Genomic DNA, 17,793 nt, shown 5'->3' on the forward strand with positions numbered 1-17,793 from the left:
GCGGCCACGAGGGCGCCGCGCCGGACGAGCCACGCCGCGCCCCGGCGGCGCACCACGCGGTCGGCCAGCGCCCGCCCGGTGACGGTCGCGGCGGCGAACGCGGTCAGGGCCAGCGGCGCGACCGCGTCCGCGCCGCCCAGCTCGTCCCGGACGTACTTGACGGCGAACCCCGCGATCCCTCCCTCGGCCACGTACGCGGCGGCGAGCAGGGCGCCGAGGACCAGCAGCGGGCGCCACGGCACCCCGAGCGCCGCCGCGCGGGCGCGGGCCCGCTCCGCCGCGGGTCCGAGCGGGTTCTCCCGGGCCCTGGACAGGATCGCCCCGGCCGTCGCCACCGCGACCGCCAGTCCCACCAGCGCCGGGACGAGGAATCCCGCGGCCAGGGAGAGGCCGAGGCGGTTGGCCAGCGCGCCCCAGAGCGAACCGGCGATGCTCATCCCGCTGAACACCGCGAAGAAGCCGTTGACCAGGGACCGGCCCTCGTGCCTCTCGATCGCCACGGCCTGCGCGTTCAGCGCCGCCTCGATCATGCCGAGCGAGGTCCCGAACAGCGCGACCGCGGCGGTGAGCGGCGCGGCCCCCCGGACCGTGCCGAGCAGGACGACCGCGGCGAAGAACAGCGGCTGGGCGCAGCGCAGGACGAGCCCGGACCCCGTGCGGCCGCACAGCCTCGCCGCCCCGAGGCCGCCGGCGACCGCCAGCACCGGGACCAGCGCCACCAGTACGCCGATGCCCTGGTCGCTCAGCCCGTTCTCGTGCTGGACCTGCGGGACGCGGGCCATGACGGTGGAGAAGGCGAGGGCCTCGGCGGCGTAGACGGTCGAGATCGCGTACCGCGCCCGCCGGACCACCGCCGCCGGCACGGGAGAGGGGATGATCGCTGCGCGCATCACTTCCCCCTTTTACACTAATTCGTCGGGCACCAGGCCGAGTCGCGACGGAGGCTGGAGACGGTGGGTTCCGTGGGCTTGCGCTTCGCCGTGCTGGGACCGCTGTCCGTCGAGGTGGACGGCGCGCCCGTGCCGCCTCCCCGCTCGCCGATCCTGCGCGGCCTGCTCGGGGCCCTGCTCGTCGCCGCACCGGACGCCCTGCCCGCGGACCGCCTCGTCGAACTCGCCTGGTCCGGAGGTCCCGAGGAGGTCAGGCCGGGGTCGGTGCAGGTGGGCGTCTCCCGGCTGCGGCAGTGGCTCAGGCGGATCGACCCGGCGCCGGAGCCCGGCTGGACCCTCGACCACGACGGCTCGGGATACCGCCTCACCCTCCCGGCCGCCGCCGTCGACCTCGGCCGCTTCCGCTCGCTCGTGGACCGGGCCGGCGCCGCCGAGGGCGCCGCGGACAAGGCGGAACTGCTCGAGTCGGCCCTCGCGCTCTGGCGCGGGCCCCTGCTGGCGGACCTGCCCCGCACCGGCTCCTCCGACCCCCTGCTGCGCGCGGTCACCGAGGAGGTCCACTCCGCCGCCGCGGAGCTGACCGCGGCGGCGGTGGCGGCGGGACGCGCAGGCGCGGTCCTCGACCGCGTCGCCGCGCTGGCGGAGGCGTACCCGCTGGACGAGCGGCTGGAGTCGGGCGTGATCGAGCTGCTCGCGGCCGACGGGCGCACCGCCGAGGCGCTGCGCCGGTACCAGGCGTACCGGGAGAGCGTCACGGCGGAGCTGGGCGTGGATCCGGGGGCGCGCGTCCAGGCGGCGTACCTCGCCGCGCTGTCCAAGGACGACCGGCCGCGGGAGGCCGTCCGGGCGGCCCGGCTGCCCGTCCCGGCGCAGCTGCCTCCCCTCATCCCGGACTTCACCGGCCGGGAGGACCAGGTCACGGCGCTGACCGGGCTGCTGTCGGCCCGGGAGTCCGCGCCGGTCGCGGTGATCACGGGCATGGGCGGGGTGGGGAAGACCACGCTGGCCCTGCACGTGGCGCACCGGCTGGTCTCGCGCTTCCCCGGCGGGCAGCTCTACGCGCGGCTGCGCACCGCCGACGGGGAACCGGTGGACGTGGCGCAGGTGCTCGGCGGCTTCCTGCGGGCCTTCGGCGTCCGCGGGCAGGACGTGCCGCGGTCCCTGGAGGACCGGGCCGCGCTCTACCGGACCGTCCTCGCCGGCCACCGGGTCCTGGTCCTGCTCGACGACGCGTCCGCCGAGAGCCAGGTCCGCCCGCTGCTGCCCGGCGCGCCGGGCAGCGCGGTCCTGGTCACCGGCCGGTTCCCGCTCACCGGCCTGGAGGGGGCCGGCCACCTCGCCCTCGACGTCTTCGACGCCGGGCAGGCCGTCGCGCTGCTCGGCCGCATCATCGGCGCGGAGCGGATCGGCGCCGATCCCGCGACCGCCGCCGAGGTCGCCCGGCTGTGCGGGGGCATACCGCTGGCCGTCCGCATCGCCGGGTCCCGGGTGGCGGGCAGGCCGCACCGGACCCTCGCGTGGCTGGCCGACTCGCTGCGCGACGAGCGGCACCGGCTGGACGAGCTGACCGCGGGCGACCTCGCCGTGCGCACCTCGTTCCGGCTCAGCTACCAGCGGCTCCCTGGCCCGGCCAAGCGGCTGTTCCGGCTGCTCGGCCTGCTGGAGGCCCCCGACTTCGCCGGCTGGGTCGCGGCCGCGCTGCTCGGCGGCTCCCACCGGGCGGCCCGGGCCCACCTGGAGACCCTGATCGACGCCCAGCTCCTCGTGGCCACCGGCACCGGCGCCGGCGGGGAGCCGCGCTACCGCTACCACGACCTCGTCCGGATCTACGCCCGCGAGCTCGCGGCCCGGGAGGAGTCCGCGGCGGAGCGGCTCGCGGCCGTGCGGCGCGCCCTCGGCGCCTGGCTGCGGCTGGCCGAGCGCGCCGCGGAGCGGATACCGGGCCCCTGCTACGCGGCCCTCCACGGACCCGCGCCCCGGTACGAGCTGCCCGCCGAGGTGACGGAGCGCCTGCTGGCCGATTCCATGGCCTGGTTCGACACGGAACGGGCCGCGATGGCGGCCGCGGTGGAGCAGGCCTGCGAGCTGGAGCTGGCCGGGTTCGCCTGGGACCTGGCGGCGTCGATGGAGAAGTACCTCGACATGAGGAGCCTGACGCAGGACTGGGTGCCGCTGCACCGCAGGGCGATGGCGCTGTGCGCCGCGGCCGGCGACCGGCTCGGCGAGGCCGTCCTCCTGCGGGGCCTGATCGACATGACGACCTGGATCTCCACCGAGGAGACCGGCAACGCGATGGCCACCTCCTACGCCGAGGCCAGCCGGCTGCTGCGCCTGTTCGAGGAGGCCGGCGAGCGGCGGGGGATGGCGGACGCCCTGGTGGCGCAGTGCTGGGGGCTGATCGCCCGCGGCGACTCCGAGCAGGCGCTGGAGAGCGCGCGGGAGGCGCTGCGGCTGGCCCAGGAGACCGACCACCTGGGCGGTGAGGCGCGGGCGCACCTGATGATGGGCATCGCCTGCGGGGAGGGGCGCCCGCAGCCGGCCGCCCGGCACCTGACGCGGTGCCTGGCGCTCGCCCGGCTGCTCGGCAACCCCCGGTTCGAGGCCACCGCGATGCAGTTCCTCGGCGCCGCGCACTGCCTGACCGGACGCATCGAGAGCGGCCACGAGCTGCTCGTGGACTCGCTGCGCGTCTGCCACGAGCTCGGGGACCACTACGCGGAGGCGTTCTCCCTGCTCTACCTCTCCAAGCTCTACGCGGCCCTCGGCGACGAGCGGGCGCTCCCGACGGTGAACTCGGTGCTGTTCCTCAGCCGCCGCCACGGGTTCGGGCACCATCTCGCCGACGCCCTGAAGGTCCTCGGCGAGCTCGACCTGGCGGCGGGCCGGCTCGCGTCGGCCCGGCTGCACCTGGAGGAGTCGGCGCGCCTGTGGCGGACGCGCGGCTGGGACGCCTTCCTCGCCGACACGCTCCGCGTGCTCGGCTCGGTCCACTCGGAGCAGGGCGACGAAGCCGCCGCCAAGAAGGTCTGGGGCGAGGCGGTCAGCGTCTACGAGCGCCTGGGGGACGCCGCGGCGGCGGCCGAGACGAGCGCGCTCCTCGACGAGCGCTGACCCCGTCGCCCGCCGGCCGCCGCCCCGCGGTCAGCACCCGCACGCGCCCGCCCAGTCCCCCGCGGCCAGGCGCATGCCCAGCTCGAACCGGCTGCGCACGCCGAGGGCGTCCATCGTCCTGTTGACGTGGCGCTGGACGGTGCGCCGGGAGATGCCGAGCTCCTTGGCGACCACGGCGTCCGTGGCGCCCGCGGCCAGCCGGCCGAGTATCTCCTCCTGCAGGTGGACCGCCGGGTCGGCCTCCTCGTCGGGCAGTCGAGCGTGCCCCCAGTGACATTCGAATGCCTCGACGAGTTCCGCGATCCGGTCGGCGGCCCGCACGACGCCCGCCCGGCCGCGCTCGTCGGCGTGGACGCCGACGACGCGGTCCGCCACCACGAGGAACGCCGACAGGTCGGCGCGGACCCGGACGCCGCGGGCGCGGCGGCGGCCGGCCTCGCGGACGACGACCCGCGTCCCCCGGCGGGCCGCCGGCCGCACGGGCCGGCCGAAGCGCTCCCATTCCTCGCCGGTGCCCGGGAACATCACGAGGAGTTCCTCGCGCGCCGTGGCGAGGCACGCCCGGGCAATGGCGCGGTCAATGGACGGACGCGGGCCGTCCATCGGGTATTGGGCGACGGTTTTCCGTGCGGTCGTCATGCGCTTGGCGGGAGCCACCCGGCCATACTGGCAAATGGCGCATACAAAACGCTTACCGGTTCCGCGCCGACGGCTCGCCGACCATGCCCGCCCTGATCGCGGTGACGACCGCGGCGGTCCTGTTGGGCGCGCCGAGCTTGAGCAGGACGCTGGTCACGAGCCGCTTGGCGCCGTGGTCGGAGATGCCGAGCCGGCGCGCGATCTGCTTGTTGCTCAGCCCCTCGGCCAGCAGGTTCAGGGTCTCCTGCTCGCGCGCGGTGAGCCGGACCGGGCGCGGAGCCCGCTCCGGCGGCGGCGATCCGGCGCGGGAGAGCAGCTCGCGGGCCAGCCGGGCCGGCATCGGCACCTCTCCGCGCACCATGCGCTCGATCGATTCGCCCAGCGACTCGGCGGTGATCTCCTGCTGGACGAGGAAGCCGTCGGCCCCCATCGAGGCCAGGAGCGAGGCCTCGCGCGCCTCCGTCTGGTCGAGCAGGACGAGCACCTTCGCGGACCTGCCCGCGGCGCCGGGCGGCACCTCGCCGAGCCATCCCGTCTCGGCGCCGGTCAGGATGATCACGTCGGTCTCCCCCGAGCCGGCGAGCATGCCCGCCTCCGCCCTGCTCCTGCACCGCCGCACGGCCCCGACGCCCGCGACGCCGCGGAGCACGTCCTCCAGCCCGCGGGCCAGGACCTCGTTGCCGATGTCGATCGCCACTCTGAGGCCCGCCGCCTCCTGCCGCCGGGCGCCCCCGATGCTGTGCCTCATCGTCACCACTCCTCTGTCCCCCTGTGGCCCGTACCGGGCCTTGTCATGACAACGCACACGACGCCCCACAGCAAGCTCGGTGTCACTTTTCAGACATGAAGTCACCAATTCCGACCTGTTTGGTTTACTACACGCCGGCGCCGCAGTTCCCAAAAGCCGAAAAAGGCTCAAACTGGCCAGACCCAGCCAATTCTGGCAAGCCACTCCGGGCGCAACTTATGATCAAGAGGAGAAGTACGGAACTCGATCAACGCGGTTCACCGGGATGCGAGGCAACCCTCCTTCATGCGTTCCACGTTTCCATCGGCCGTACGGCACTGGCCCCTTGCCCTCATCACGACCACGGTCGCCGCCAGCACCGGCGCCACCGTGCTCGCGGTCACCCGGTCCGGTGAGGGCGGGGTCGTCTTCCCCGCCGCCGTCATCATGCTGACCTCCGCCTTCTTCACCAGCGGGATGCTGCTGGCCCACCAGCGGCCCTCGCGCGGACTCGGACTCCTGCTCATCGTCGCCGGCCTGACCTGGCCGCTGCGCCTGCTGGACCCCGCCGGGCAGGGCGCCGCCCACGAGCTCACGCTGCTCGGCCGCGCGCTGCCCGCCCCGCTCGCGGTCGGCGTCCTGCTCGCCTTCCCCGAGTTCCGGCTCGCCGACCGGCTGGAGCGCGCCGCCGTCGCGCTGACCCTGCTCCTGCCCCTGACGCTCTACGCCGACTACCACGCCATGGACCGCAGCCGCTTCGAGCCCTGCCTGTCCTGCGTCTCCATGGGGTGGAGGGCCGAGGGCCCCGTCGCGGTGCTCGCGCACGCGCACGTCGTCGCGGTCGCCCTGCTCGTCGTCCTGGTCCTGGTGCGCCGCTGGTCGCGCTCGTGCTGGCGGCGCGAGCTCTACCCCGCGTGGACCCTCGGGATCCTGATCGGACTGCACCTGGCCATCGAGCCGCTGCTGCCCTACCTCCTCCCGTTCTCCGTCACGGGGCGGCTGCGGCTCCCGCTGAACGCCGCCGCGGTCGCCCTCCAGGTCCTGCTGGCGATCACGGTCGCCGGCGGCCTGCTGCGCATGTGGCTGGCGCGCAACGCCACCAAGCTGGACACCCTCCGCCGCGCGGCCGAGGCGCAGGTCGACCAGGTGCGCCGGCGGCTGCAGCGCGACCTGCACGACGGCGCGCAGTTCCGGATGCTCAACGCGATGCTCGCCGTCCAGATCGCCCGCGACCACCTGCCGGCGGGCGGTGCCGGGGAGGCCCGCGCACAGCTCGACAGCGCCGCGGCCGAACTGCAGCGGGCGCTGGAGGAGCTGCGCAGGCTCTCCCGCGGACGCCGCCCCGCGCTGCTCCAGCGGGGCCTCGACGGCGCCCTGCGCGAACTCGCCGAGGCGGCGCCGCTGCCGGTCACCCTGACCGGGCAGGCGCCCGCCGGACTCGACGTGGAGCTGTCCGCGACCGCCTACTTCCTGGTCGCCGAGGGACTGACCAACGCCGTCCGGCACGCCCGGGCCCGCGCCGTCACCGTGAGCCTGCGGCAGCGCGGCGGCACGCTGCGGGTGTCCGTCGAGGACGACGGCATCGGCCAGGCGGCCCCGGACGGCAGGGGGCTGTCCGGTCTCGCCGAACGGGTGTCGGCGATCGGGGGTACCTTCGATGTCGTCAGCACCGCGGGGCAGGGCACGTCGATCATCGGGGAATTCTCTTGCGCGTCATCATCGCCGACGACGCGGTCCTGATCCGCGACGGCATCGCGGCACTGCTCTCCCAGCGCGGCGTCGAGGTCGTCGCGACGGTCGGCGACGCCGAGGAGCTGCTCGACGAGGTGCGGCGGCTCCCCCCGGACGTGGTGATCCTCGACATCCGGATGCCCCCCACGTTCACCGGCGAGGGGCTGATGGCGGCGCAGGAGATCAGGGCGCGGCATCCGGACGTCGCCGTGCTGCTCTTCTCCCTGCACATCGACATCGAGTACGCGCTCAACCTGGTCAACGGCGGCGAGGGCCATGTCGGCTACCTGCTGAAGGAGCGCGTCGTCGACGTCTCCCAGCTCGTCGGCGCGCTGCACCGGGTCGTCGAGGGCGGCGCCGTCATCGACCCGGTCATCGTCGAGGAGCTCATGGCCAGGCAGCAGGCCGCCGGGCCGGTGGGCCGGCTGGCGCCGCGGGAGCGGGAGGTGCTCGCGCTGATGGCGGAGGGGCTCACCAACCAGGCCATCGCCGAGCGCCTGAACCTGCGGCCCAAGACGGTCGAGAGCTACGTGACCGCCATCCTGGAGCGGCTCGACATCCCGCACGACGCGGGCCTTCACCGGCGGGTGCGGGCGGTCCTGCTCTTCCTCCAGGCGCAATGACTCCAGCACGGTGACTCCAGCACGGTGACCGGCCCGGGGACACCGGGGAATCCCCTCTCGGGTTCCCCAGGCTGCCCCGGTTACGGGGCCGGCCCGCGGTCCGTACTCTCGTCGGCGTCGCAGACCACTGGAGGAATCCATGGCCACGGGCCGTCGGGGGCTCACCCTTGCGCCGACTCCCCCATCCGCAGCCGCTCGACCGTTACCGTCCGCCGCGGCGGCGGGCCGGCGGCGGGCCGGCGAACTCCTGGACTCGGCGCGGCGCGAGGTCCTCGTCCTGCAACCCCAGGGGTTCGAGGCTCCCCCGCCGCCGGATCGCCGCGGCGTCAGCACGCGCGTCGTGCTGGCGTACGGCCTCCCCCTGTACCTCGCCATCGTGGACCGGGAGGTCGCGGCCCTGGCCTGGGAACCGCGCCTGACGGACTGGACCCGCGTCGACGCGCCCGCCGGCGCGGTCGCCTCGCTGCTCGCCATCTTCGAGCGGTACTGGCGCGACGCCGCCGAGGACACCGAGGAGGACGCGGTCCTCGCCCCCGTCCACCTGCACGTGCTGCGACTGCTCGCGACCGGGATGGCCGACAAGGAGATCGCCGCGAGCCTCGGCAGCTCCACCCGGACCGTGCAGCGCCACGTGACGACGATCATGAACGTGCTCCGCGTCCGGAGCCGGCTCGAGCTGGGCTTCGTCTGGCGCACGATGTCCGGCCGGACGGCGCCCGAGCGGTCCGCCGCCGGCTGGACCGTGCACGGCCGCCCCGCCGCCGGGCGCACCCTGGACGAACGGGCAGGCCCATCGGGCAGGGCGATCGTGCGGGCCCGGACGGGCGGCCCATCCGTCCGCCCGTAGGCGTGCCCGTTCCGGCGTTACGGAGGCGCCCTCGCCCCGCCGAAGATGAACACCCACCGGACACGGCGACTTCACGCCCCTCGGGCGGAGACAGGGCGAATGGCACACGATTCCCGCGGCTCCCATGGCGGACCGATCCGCATCGGCACCGTGATCATGCATCATCCCCGGCGCGCGGAGCGGCTGCGCGCGCTCACCGCGTCGTTCGGCGCGCTCCGGCCGCGGATCGTGCGCGATCCCGACCCGGACGCCGCGCCGAGCCCGCTGCGCACCGCCAAACGGGCATGGGCGGCGATCGACGACGACTCCACGCACCACCTGGTGCTGCAGGACGACGTCGTGCCCGCCCCGGGATTCGCCCGGCACCTGCACGAGGTCGTCGCCGCGCATCCCGACCACGGCATCGCCATGTACTCCCACTGGAACAGCCCGCACAACTCCTACCTCGCGCGCCGGGGGGCCGTGGCCGGCACGGCGTGCGTCCCGCTCTCCGCGACGGAGTGGACGCCCACCCAGGGGCTCGTCCTGCCCGTGGCCGCGGCGCGGCGGCTCGCCGCCCACCTGGCCGGCGTCCCCGACGAGGCGCAGGACGACGACGAGCAGGTGGTGGTCTTCTGCCGCCGGGAGGGCGTCCCCGTCGTGGCCACCGTGCCGCACCTGCTCGACCACGGCCACGATCCGACGATCGTCGGCCACCACGGCCGCCTGCACTCGACGGTCTTCGCCCCCCGCGCGGCCGTCCCCGACGGGCACTGGTCCACCGCCGGACGCCTCGAACCCGGCCCGTACGCCGTCGAACTGCTGGACTCCCGCTGCGGCGTCCGGCTCATGGACCGCGAGCCCGTCGAGCACAAGTTCGGCTGGTACTGGTACGACGCCTGCGCGCTCACCGGCCGGGACCCGGAGGCGGTGCTCGCCGAGGCGGCGCCGCGCATGGGCCGGCTGCCCGGCCGGCTCGTCCGCCCGGCGACCGAGGTGTGGGCGGCCGGGTTCCTGCTCGGCGCGGACGTGGCGTCCGCCGGCGCGCCGCCACCGGGCGGCGGCCCCCTGACCCGGACGGCGGTCGAGACCTGGGTCGACTCGGGGCTGTCCGAGGACGACCACGCCATGGCCGGGCGGGCGGGCCGGACGGCGCTCGCCGACCTCGGAGTCGCGGCGGTGCGCGCGGGGCTGCTCGCGGCGCGCGGCGGCCTCGCGGCGATCGGAGGGCGCCATGCGGGCTGACCTCGACCGCCTCGTCCGGGCGATGGCCGTCCGGGAGGCGGAGTGCGCGCTGCTGACCCCGCCGTTCGCGCCCACGGACGCGGACGCTCCGGCGGTACGGGTCGACCTGGTCGGCTGCCCCGTGTGCGGCGCCGCCGGCGCGTCCCGCCCGTGGCCGCACCCGTTCCGCGAGACCGGCGCGGACCTGCCCTCCCTCTCCCTGCCCTCCCTCTCCATGCTCGCCTGCGAGTCGCTCACGGCGCGGGCGGTCCTGCCGATCGCGGCGGCCGTCCAGCGCCTCCCGGAGCTGCGCGCCGCGTCCTTCGCGACCCGCGCGGTCACCTGGCTGGGCCTCACCGGGCTGCCTCCGGCCGACGCGCTGGCCCGCGTGGACGCGGCGGAGCGGTGGGCGCTCGGCGAGGACCCGGCCGCCCCGCCGGGCCCGCCCGTGCCGCGGACCCTGCCCGCCTCCACCCGCCCCCACCGGCCTGAGGCCGGCTGGGAGCGGCACCGCGCCTCCCTCCGGCCGCGGTTCCTGACCCCGCATCCAACGCTGCCGTCCGCGCTCGAAGAGCGCTACGAGGCGGAGCGCCGATCCGCGCTGCTCCGCCGGTACAGGGGAACGACATGACCACGACCACCACACGGCGGATCGCGTTCCACGGAGACGGAGGCGGCACGGCGCCCTGCACCGTCGGGCAGTGGGACTTCTGGCGCAAGATGCGCCGACCGGGCGAGCCGTCCTTCGCCGACACGACCTCGGGCGGGCTGCTGCCCGAGGGACTCGCCCTGGACGAGGTCCTGGACGGGCTCCGCCTGCTGATCGAACGCCACCAGTCGCTCCGCACCCTCTTCCACGGCGACGACCACGCCCTGAACCAGGAGGTCCTGGCGGAGGGCGAACTGACGGTCTGGCTCGTCCGCGTCGACGCGGTCGACGACCTGCACGCCTTCGCCGGCGACTGGCGGCCCCGGCCGCCGGGGGCGCAGCACGACCCGGCGGCCGAACTGCCGTTCGCCGCCCGGATCGTCCTCCTCCACGACCGGCCGGTGGTCTTCCAGCTGTGGATGTCGCACCTGGCCGCCGACTTCCTCAGCGGGCAGGTGGTGGCAGCCGAGTTCGTGCGGCTCCTGCAAGGCGGGCTCACCGGCGTCGCGCGCGCCGTCCAGCCGGCGGAGAAGGCCGCCCGCGAGCGCTCGCCGCGGGGGCGGCGCGCGCTGGAGCAGGCGCTCGACCACTGGCGCCGGGAGCTGGCCGCCGCGCCGCCCACGATGTTCCCCGCGCCGCCCGGCCCGCCCGCGACCCCGCGCTTCTGGCGCGGCGGGCTCCGGTCGCGGGCGGTGCCGCTCGCGCTGGACGCCGTCGCCGCCCGGCACCGCGTGGGGACGACGCACGTCCTGCTGGCCGCGGCGACGGTGCTCCTCGGCCTGCACACCGGCCGCGACCGGTGCGCCGTCCGGCTCATGGCCGGCAACCGCGCGGGCAAGGACCTCCACAACGCCGTGGGCAACCTCGCACAGGAGACGATCTCCGTCATCGGGCTCGGCGGGGAGACGTTCGGGGACGTGGTGCGCGAGGCGTGGAAGGCCTCCTTCCGCGCGCAGCGGCACGGCCAGTTCGACGCCGACCTGGCGGCCCGGCTGGTCGCCGGATCGGGTGTCGACCTGAGCGTCGCCTTCAACGATCTGTGGACGCCGACCCGCACCCGCCTCCCCGCCCCGCCCGCGCCCCCCGGGGAGTCGTCGTTCGCCTGGGAGCGGCGCGTCGAGCGGGCGAGCGTCACCTTCTTCCTGGAGATGTTCAGGGTCGTGGAGGATCCGCACGCCGTCCGGCTCAGCCTCCTGGCCGACACCGCCCACGTCCCGCCACCGGTCATCCCGGCCTTCCTGTCCGGCATCGAGAACCTCCTCGCCGAGCTGGCGGACCGGGATCTGCCGCTGAGCGAGATCGCGCCGGTGCGGCCGGCGCCCCGTCCCGTCCCGGCCTCGTGAACGACGGCCTCGCAGGAGAAAGGCGCACCATGCCGACGGCACGCATCACCGACCTGGCGTTCACGGCACCGCCCCCGGTCAAGATGGACGAGTTCGCCGCCCTGTTCGCCGGAGACCCGGGCGGCGACATCGTCGCGCGGGTCATCGACAACTCCGAGATCGGCGCCAAGGGCATGGCCGTGAACCCTTTCGTGGAGGATCCGCGGGAGTGGGGCACCGGCCGGCGGATGGACCGCGGCCTCGCCGACGCCCGCGCCCTGGCCGCCGAGGCGGTCCGCCGCGCGCTCGACCGCGCCGGGCTGCGTCCCGGCGAGGTCGGGCTGCTCGCGACCTCGACCACCACGACGCACTCCGCCCCCGGGCTGGACGGGCTGCTGGACGACCTCGGGATGCCGCCCGGCACCGAGGCGCTGTCGCTCGGCCCCATGGGCTGCTACGCCGCGCTCCCCGCGCTGTCCGCCTGCCGGAACTGGGTGGAGGTGCACCGCAGGCCGGCCGTCCTGGTGTGCGTGGACCTCTTCTCGCCCCACCTCCAGCCGCCGCCGTACGACAAGGAGGGCGCCGTCGTCCTGACGCTCTTCGGCGACGGCGCGGCGGCGGTCGTCCTGCGGCCGGGCCGGCCGGGCCTGCCCGGGCTGGACATCGTCGACACCGAGGTGCTCACCGCGCCCCGGTTCGCCCAGGACCTGCAGGTCCACGTCGGCGACCGCGGCCTGCACATCCGGCTCGCGCCGACCATGCCGGACGTCGTGGCGTCGTCGGTGCCCGCCCCCGTCGACGCGCTCCTCGCGCGCAACGGGCTCGGCCGCGGCGACCTGGCGTGGTGGGCGCTCCACCCCGGCGGCCGCCGCATCATCGACCGCGTCGAGGAGGAGCTGCGGCTGCCCGCCGAATCGGTCGGCGTGTCGCGCGCGGTGATGCGCGAGCATGGGAACACCGCCGGACCCGCGGTCCTCGCCGTCCTCGAACGGCTCCAGCAGGCCGCACCGCTCGACCCCGGACACCATGCCATGGCGCTGGCCTTCGGCCCGGGCGCCACCCTCTGGGCGATGCTCCTGCGCGGCGCCCGCTAGCAGCCCGTCCCGTTCCCCAGTGGAGGCCCTCATGCTCGACGTCATCGGAGTCGGTTTCGGACGCACCGGCACGCTCTCCCTCAAGGCGGCCCTGGAGCAGCTCGGTTTCGGCCCCTGCCACCACATGCTGGGGCTGCTGGACCGCCCCGGCGAGATCCCGCTCTGGGAGGAGGCGGCCGCGGGCCGGGCGGACTGGGAGAAGGTCTACGACGGGTACCGCTCGTCCGTCGACTGGCCGGGCGCGGCGTTCTGGCGCGAACTCGTCGCCCGGAACCCGGAGTCCAAGGTCATCCTGACCGTCCGCGATCCGGCCTCGTGGTACCGGAGCGCCCACGGCAGCATCTACCGGTCGGTCACCGCCCCCGACGACGGCCGCGATCCGGTGTTCACCCGGCTGCGCGCCCTGTCCCTCGACATCGTCTGGAACGGCGTCTTCGGCGGCGGGTTCGCCGACCGGGACCACGCGGTCACGGTGTTCGAGCGGCACATCGAGGAGGTCCGCCGCGAGGTGCCGTCCAGCCGGCTGCTGGAGTTCCACGTCGGGCAGGGCTGGGAGCCCCTCTGCGGCTTCCTCGGGGTCCCCGTCCCGGGCGGGGACTTCCCGCACCACAACGACGGCGCGCAATTCGCCGCCACGCTGGAGCAGCGCAAGGAGCACTGAGATGGCCCGCCGGCCGCCGGACGCGGTGCTCCCCTGGCGGCACTGGTCGGACACGACCCTCGACCTGGTGATCACGGCGGTCGTCACGACCGGGACGCTGGTCCCCGTGCTGCTCCCGAGGCCGCACGGGGCCGCCGTCGCCGCGGCGCTGCTGGCCTCGGTGCCGGTGTTCTGGCGCCGCCGGTGCACCATCCCGGCCGGCTTCGTCGTCGCGGCCGCCACGACCTGGCTGAGCGCGGAGAACGACCTGCCCCCGCTGCCGCTCGGGGCCCTGGTGCTCACCTACACGCTCGCGGCCCAGCCGTCCCCCGCCAGGCGCCTGGCCGGAGTGGCGGTCGGCGGGGTCCTGCTGCTGGTCTCGCTGATCCTGCCGGGCGAGGAGCTGATCGACTCCGGGTACATCGGGATGTTCTTCGCCACCGCGTACGCCCTCGGCACCGGCGGCAGGGCGCGCCGGGCCCGGATCGGCGTGCTGGAGGAGCGCGCCCGCAGGCTGGAGGAGGAGCGGGCCGCGGCCGCCGCCAGGGAGCGCACCAGGATCGCCCGCGACATGCACGACGTCGTCACGCACTCGGTGGGGCTGATGGTCGTCCAGGCGGAGTCCGGCGCCCTGCTGGTGGACCGGTCGCCGGAGAGGGCCGTGGAGGCGTTCGACGCCATCGCCGACCGGGGCCGCGACGCCATCGCGCAGCTGCGCTTCGTCCTGGACGCGCTCCGCTCCGACGACCCGCCGCCCGCCCGCCGGGCCCAGCCCGGCCTGCCCGCCGTCCCGGACCTGGTCGCGGCCGCCCGGCACGCGGGCGTCGAGGTGGCCCTCGTCACCGAGGGCGAGGCGCGGGAGCCCCGGTCGGAGGTGGGCGTCGCCGCGTACCGCATCGTCCAGGAGGCGCTGACGAACGTGCTGCGGCACGCCCGGGCGGAGCACGCCGCGGTGACCGTCCGGTGGGAGGAGGACCGGTTGTCGGTGGAGGTCCGCGACGACGGCCGGGGGCCCGCGCCGGCCGGCGGCGGGAGCGGGCACGGGCTCGTCGGGATGCGCGAGCGCGTCGCGGCGTGCGGAGGTACGCTCCGGATCGGACCCGAGAGCGGCCGGAGGGGATTCGTCGTCCATGCCACGTTCCCGATCTGAGGACGCGGGCGCCGGGCCCGTCGGAGCGCCGGCCGGTCCGCACCTGCGCGTGCTGATCGCCGACGACCAGGACCTCTTCCGCGCCGGGTTCGGGATGATCCTGGACGCCCAGGACGACATCGAGGTCGTCGGCGAGGTCGGGGACGGGGCGGCGGCCGTGCGGGCGGCGCGCGAGCTGCGGCCCTGCGTCGTGCTGATGGACATCCGCATGCCGGAGCTGGACGGCGTCGAGGCGACCGCCCGGATCTGCGCTGAGACGCGGGCGAAGGTGCTCGTGCTGACGATGTTCGACCTCGACGAGTACGTCTACGACGCGCTGCGCGCGGGCGCGAGCGGCTTCCTGCTGAAGGACATCAGGCGCGACCAGCTGGTGGAGAGCGTACGGATCGTCGCCGCCGGGGAGGCGCTGCTCGCGCCCACCGTGACCCGGCGGCTGATCGGCGCCCTGGTGGGCAACGGGCACGCCGTCCCGCGGCTCGCCGCCCGGCTCGGCGACCTCACCGGGCGGGAGACCGAGATACTCGCCATGATCGCGCGGGGGCTGTCCAACTCCGAGATCGGCGCGGAGCTGTACCTCAGCGCGAACACCGTCAAGACGCACGTCGGGAACCTGCTGTCCAAACTCGGGCTCCGCGACCGCGCCCAGGCCGTCGTGTTCGCCTACGAATCCGGCCTGGTCGTCGCGGGCGGCGGCTGACCCGCGGCGCGGCCGGCGCGCGGCCGGGTCACCCTGCGCGGCGAGAACGGATTCACCCCGGCCGGTGATCCGCGGACGCCGGTCCGGCGGCGAGCATCGGGAGCGTCCCGCCGACCGAGGAGCGTTCTCGTGATCCGTCACGTCTCCGGAGCCGCCCGCCGGCACCCGGTGATCGTCATCGTCCTGTGGCTGGCCGTCACCGCGGTCGCCTTCACCGCCGGCAACGGCGTGTTCACCCGCCTCACCACGACCGTGGGCACGACCCCCGGCAGCCAGTCCGACCGGACGGCCGCCCGGCTCGACCGGGCCGGGCTGAACCCCCCGTCCCTCACCGCCGTCGTGTCCGGCCGGCCCGCCGGCGACCCCGGATTCCGCCGCTCCGTCCAGCGGGCGCTCGCCGAGATCCGAGGTCACCCGGAGGTGACCGGTGTCGAGGACCCGTTCGGCGAGCGGGCGCCGAAGGCCGTGAGCGGCCAGTCCGTGCTGATCGGCGTCGGCCTCGCGCCCGGCACCCCGAAACGGGTGGAGCACCGGATCAGCGCCCGGCTCAAGCGGATCGACGCGCCCCGCGTCGTCGTGGCGGGCGACGCGCTGACCGACGCCGAGTTCACCGAGCAGGCGCAGGCCGACACGCGCAAGGCGGAGATCATCGCCGCGCCGCTGCTGCTGGTCCTGCTGCTCCTGGTGTTCGGCGCGCTGCTCGCCGCCGCGCTGCCGCTGGTCATCGCGGTGATCGGGGTGTCCTGCACGTTCGGAGTCCTGCTGGTGATGAGCCTGGTGACGGACGTGTCGGTGTCCGCGATCCAGGTGACCACGATGCTCAGCATCGGCCTGGCCGTGGACTACTCGCTGCTGTTCGTCCAGCGCTACCGCGAGGAACGGGCGCCCGGCGGGGACGCCGGCGCCGCTCTCGAAAGCAGCTGCCTCAGCGCCGGCCGCACGATCGTGTTCTCCGGCCTGACCGTCTCGGTCTCGCTGCTCGGCATGCTCCTGTTCAAGGACCCGTTCCTGCGGTCGCTGGGCGTGGCGGGGGCGAGCGTCGTCCTCATCGACATGCTCGCCGCGGTGACGCTGCTTCCGGCGCTGCTCGCGCTGGTCGGGCACCGCGTCAAGCCGGCGAAGGCCAAGCCGCGCCACGGCCGCGTGCTGGCCGCGGTCGCCCGGACCGTCCAGCGCGCCCCCCTGCCGACCCTGCTGGCGGTCGGAGCGGCGTTCGCGGTCATGGCGGCTCCCGTGTTCGGGATGCGGCTGGTCACCGCGGACCCGCATTCGCTGCCGGCGTCCACCCAGACGCGGCAGCTGCAGGACGCGATCGCCGCCGACTTCCCCGCCGCCGCCAAGCCCGCCGCCATCACGGTCGTCACGTCCCTGCCGCCGGACGACCCGGCACTGGCCGCGCTCGGCGGGCGGATCGCCGAAGTGCCCGGCGTCGCGGCGGTGCGTCCCGGGCCGTCGCGCGGCGGCCTCACCGTGGTGAACGCGATACCGGAGCAGGCGACCAACAGCGCCCGGACCCGCCATGCCGTGGAGGCGATCCGGGGCATGGACGACCCGCGGATCCAGGGCGTCACCGGGGACGCGGCCCGCCTCGCCGACTACCGGGACGCGCTGGCGGAGCGCGCGCCGATCGCCGCGGGCGCGGTGATGCTAGTGACGTTCCTGCTGCTGTTCGCCTTCACCGGTTCGGTGCTGCTGCCGTTCAAGGCCGTCCTGACGAACGTCCTCAGCGTCGGCGCCGCACTCGGCATCGTCGTCTGGGTCTTCCAGGACGGCCATTTCGTCTCGGCCTTCGGCCTGCCGCAACTCGCCGGCATCGACCTCACCGTCCCGGTGATCACGGCGGCGATCGCGTTCGGCCTCTCCACCGACTACGAGGTGTTCCTGCTGTCGCGGGCGCGCGAGGCCTGGCTCGACGGCGGCGACCCCCGCCGGGCGGTGGCCGCCGGCCTGCGGCGCAGCGGCCGGGTCATCCTGGCCGCCGCCCTGCTGATCGGGGTGGCCTTCGCCGGGTTCCTGCCCGCCGGGTTCGCCCCGGTGAAGGAGATCGGGCTCGGCCTGCTGCTGGCCATCGCGCTGGACGCCCTCGCCATGCGGATGCTGCTGGTCCCGGCGGCGATGACCCTGCTGGGCAGGGCGGCCTGGTGGGCTCCGGGCCCGCTGCGCCGGCTGCACCGCCGCGTGGAGATCACCGAGGCGCCGGCCGCCCCCGGCCTCGCGTCGCAGCGGACCTGATCAGGCGGACACGGCGTCCTGGCCGGCCGGGGACGCGGCGCCGGGGTCGGCTTCGCCGCGGGCGTACTCGGCGGCGAAGGCGTCGCGGCCGAGGAGCGCCCGGACGCGGTCGGCGACGCGGTCGACGTCGCCGCGTTCGGCGGTGGTGCCATGAGGACGAGTCCACGCCGCGCGCCCGCTCCCGCCAATCGATGTAGCGTGGGGCTTAATGATCAGCTTCGAGCTCGGGGTCGAGGAC

At 75.5% G+C, this 17,793-nt stretch carries 16 protein-coding genes; 12 read left to right on the forward strand and 4 right to left on the reverse strand.

Translation table 11 applies throughout. The features are described 5' to 3' along the window. Positions 1-890, reverse strand: an 890-nt coding sequence (locus AB0K34_RS42105) for an MFS transporter (RefSeq protein ID WP_364554288.1), incomplete at its 3' end; no start/stop codon positions are given. A gap of 72 nt (positions 891-962) precedes the next feature. Here AB0K34_RS42105 and AB0K34_RS42110 point away from each other — a divergent pair. Then, positions 963-4,001, forward strand: a complete 3,039-nt coding sequence (locus tag AB0K34_RS42110; protein WP_364554289.1) for a BTAD domain-containing putative transcriptional regulator — start codon at positions 963-965, stop codon at positions 3,999-4,001. Positions 4,002-4,031: 30 nt separating this feature from the next. On the opposite strand, the gene AB0K34_RS42115 is transcribed toward AB0K34_RS42110, so the two are convergent. Further along, positions 4,032-4,640, reverse strand: a complete 609-nt coding sequence (locus tag AB0K34_RS42115; protein WP_364554290.1) for a helix-turn-helix transcriptional regulator — start codon at positions 4,638-4,640, stop codon at positions 4,032-4,034. 52 nt (positions 4,641-4,692) lie between these two features. Continuing rightward, positions 4,693-5,388 carry a response regulator transcription factor gene (locus tag AB0K34_RS42120; protein ID WP_138636537.1) on the reverse strand — a complete coding sequence of 232 codons (696 nt, stop codon included), beginning with the start codon at positions 5,386-5,388 and terminating at the stop codon, positions 4,693-4,695. Positions 5,389-5,673: 285 nt separating this feature from the next. Here AB0K34_RS42120 and AB0K34_RS42125 point away from each other — a divergent pair, with 285 nt between their 5' ends. The 11 genes from AB0K34_RS42125 to AB0K34_RS42175 all read left to right on the forward strand — a co-directional run bounded on the left by AB0K34_RS42125 (position 5,674) and on the right by AB0K34_RS42175 (position 17,555). After that, complete coding sequence (locus AB0K34_RS42125; RefSeq protein WP_364554291.1) at positions 5,674-7,107, forward strand: ATP-binding protein; 1,434 nt, start codon at positions 5,674-5,676, stop codon at positions 7,105-7,107. After that, the gene (locus AB0K34_RS42130; protein ID WP_138636539.1) at positions 7,074-7,721 is read left to right on the forward strand and encodes a response regulator transcription factor; all 648 of its coding nucleotides are present in this window, start codon (positions 7,074-7,076) and stop codon (positions 7,719-7,721) included. Before AB0K34_RS42125 ends, AB0K34_RS42130 begins: the two co-directional genes overlap by 34 nt. Before the next feature lie 139 nt (positions 7,722-7,860). Further along, a complete protein-coding gene (locus tag AB0K34_RS42135) occupies positions 7,861-8,568 on the forward strand; it encodes a helix-turn-helix transcriptional regulator (protein ID WP_364554292.1) in 708 nt (235 codons plus the stop codon). 150 nt (positions 8,569-8,718) lie between these two features. Continuing rightward, positions 8,719-9,792 (forward strand): hypothetical protein, encoded by a 1,074-nt coding sequence (locus AB0K34_RS42140; protein WP_364554293.1) that lies wholly within the window; start codon positions 8,719-8,721, stop codon positions 9,790-9,792. Beyond that, positions 9,782-10,402 (forward strand): hypothetical protein, encoded by a 621-nt coding sequence (locus AB0K34_RS42145; protein ID WP_364554294.1) that lies wholly within the window; start codon positions 9,782-9,784, stop codon positions 10,400-10,402. Before AB0K34_RS42140 ends, AB0K34_RS42145 begins: the two co-directional genes overlap by 11 nt. After that, on the forward strand, positions 10,399-11,763 hold the full coding sequence (locus tag AB0K34_RS42150; RefSeq protein WP_364554295.1) for a condensation domain-containing protein: 1,365 nt from the start codon (positions 10,399-10,401) through the stop codon (positions 11,761-11,763). Before AB0K34_RS42145 ends, AB0K34_RS42150 begins: the two co-directional genes overlap by 4 nt. Before the next feature lie 29 nt (positions 11,764-11,792). Then, positions 11,793-12,836: a 3-oxoacyl-[acyl-carrier-protein] synthase III C-terminal domain-containing protein gene (locus tag AB0K34_RS42155; RefSeq protein ID WP_364554296.1), complete on the forward strand. Its 1,044-nt coding sequence runs from the start codon at positions 11,793-11,795 to the stop codon at positions 12,834-12,836. Between the two features lie 31 nt (positions 12,837-12,867). Beyond that, positions 12,868-13,497 carry a sulfotransferase family protein gene (locus AB0K34_RS42160; protein WP_364554297.1) on the forward strand — a complete coding sequence of 210 codons (630 nt, stop codon included), beginning with the start codon at positions 12,868-12,870 and terminating at the stop codon, positions 13,495-13,497. A gap of 1 nt (position 13,498) precedes the next feature. Next, positions 13,499-14,626 carry a histidine kinase gene (locus AB0K34_RS42165; protein ID WP_364554298.1) on the forward strand — a complete coding sequence of 376 codons (1,128 nt, stop codon included), beginning with the start codon at positions 13,499-13,501 and terminating at the stop codon, positions 14,624-14,626. Further along, positions 14,607-15,323, forward strand: a complete 717-nt coding sequence (locus AB0K34_RS42170; RefSeq protein WP_364554299.1) for a response regulator transcription factor — start codon at positions 14,607-14,609, stop codon at positions 15,321-15,323. Before AB0K34_RS42165 ends, AB0K34_RS42170 begins: the two co-directional genes overlap by 20 nt. Positions 15,324-15,452: 129 nt before the next feature. Continuing rightward, the gene (locus AB0K34_RS42175) at positions 15,453-17,555 is read left to right on the forward strand and encodes an efflux RND transporter permease subunit (protein ID WP_364554300.1); all 2,103 of its coding nucleotides are present in this window, start codon (positions 15,453-15,455) and stop codon (positions 17,553-17,555) included. Here the strand turns inward: AB0K34_RS42175 and AB0K34_RS42180 are convergent. Further along, on the reverse strand, positions 17,556-17,793 hold a 238-nt coding region (locus AB0K34_RS42180; protein WP_364554301.1), incomplete at its 5' end, for a hypothetical protein.

Origin of the sequence: Actinomadura sp. NPDC049382, from assembly GCF_040677125.1 — a bacterium.
GTDB lineage: Bacteria > Actinomycetota > Actinomycetes > Streptosporangiales > Streptosporangiaceae > Spirillospora > Spirillospora geliboluensis.

Excerpts from the sequence above, each read along its gene's own strand:
- AB0K34_RS42165 (WP_364554298.1), top strand. The coding sequence starts at position 13,499 with ATGGCCCGCCGGCCGCCGGACGCGGTGCTCCCCTGGCGGCACTGGTCG.
- AB0K34_RS42160 (WP_364554297.1), top strand. The coding sequence starts at position 12,868 with ATGCTCGACGTCATCGGAGTCGGTTTCGGACGCACCGGCACGCTCTCC.
- AB0K34_RS42155 (WP_364554296.1), top strand. The coding sequence starts at position 11,793 with ATGCCGACGGCACGCATCACCGACCTGGCGTTCACGGCACCGCCCCCG.
- AB0K34_RS42115 (WP_364554290.1), bottom strand. The coding sequence starts at position 4,640 with ATGACGACCGCACGGAAAACCGTCGCCCAATACCCGATGGACGGCCCG.
- AB0K34_RS42125 (WP_364554291.1), top strand. The coding sequence starts at position 5,674 with ATGCGTTCCACGTTTCCATCGGCCGTACGGCACTGGCCCCTTGCCCTC.
- AB0K34_RS42145 (WP_364554294.1), top strand. The coding sequence starts at position 9,782 with ATGCGGGCTGACCTCGACCGCCTCGTCCGGGCGATGGCCGTCCGGGAG.
- AB0K34_RS42170 (WP_364554299.1), top strand. The coding sequence starts at position 14,607 with ATGCCACGTTCCCGATCTGAGGACGCGGGCGCCGGGCCCGTCGGAGCG.
- AB0K34_RS42150 (WP_364554295.1), top strand. The coding sequence starts at position 10,399 with ATGACCACGACCACCACACGGCGGATCGCGTTCCACGGAGACGGAGGC.
- AB0K34_RS42135 (WP_364554292.1), top strand. The coding sequence starts at position 7,861 with ATGGCCACGGGCCGTCGGGGGCTCACCCTTGCGCCGACTCCCCCATCC.
- AB0K34_RS42120 (WP_138636537.1), bottom strand. The coding sequence starts at position 5,388 with ATGAGGCACAGCATCGGGGGCGCCCGGCGGCAGGAGGCGGCGGGCCTC.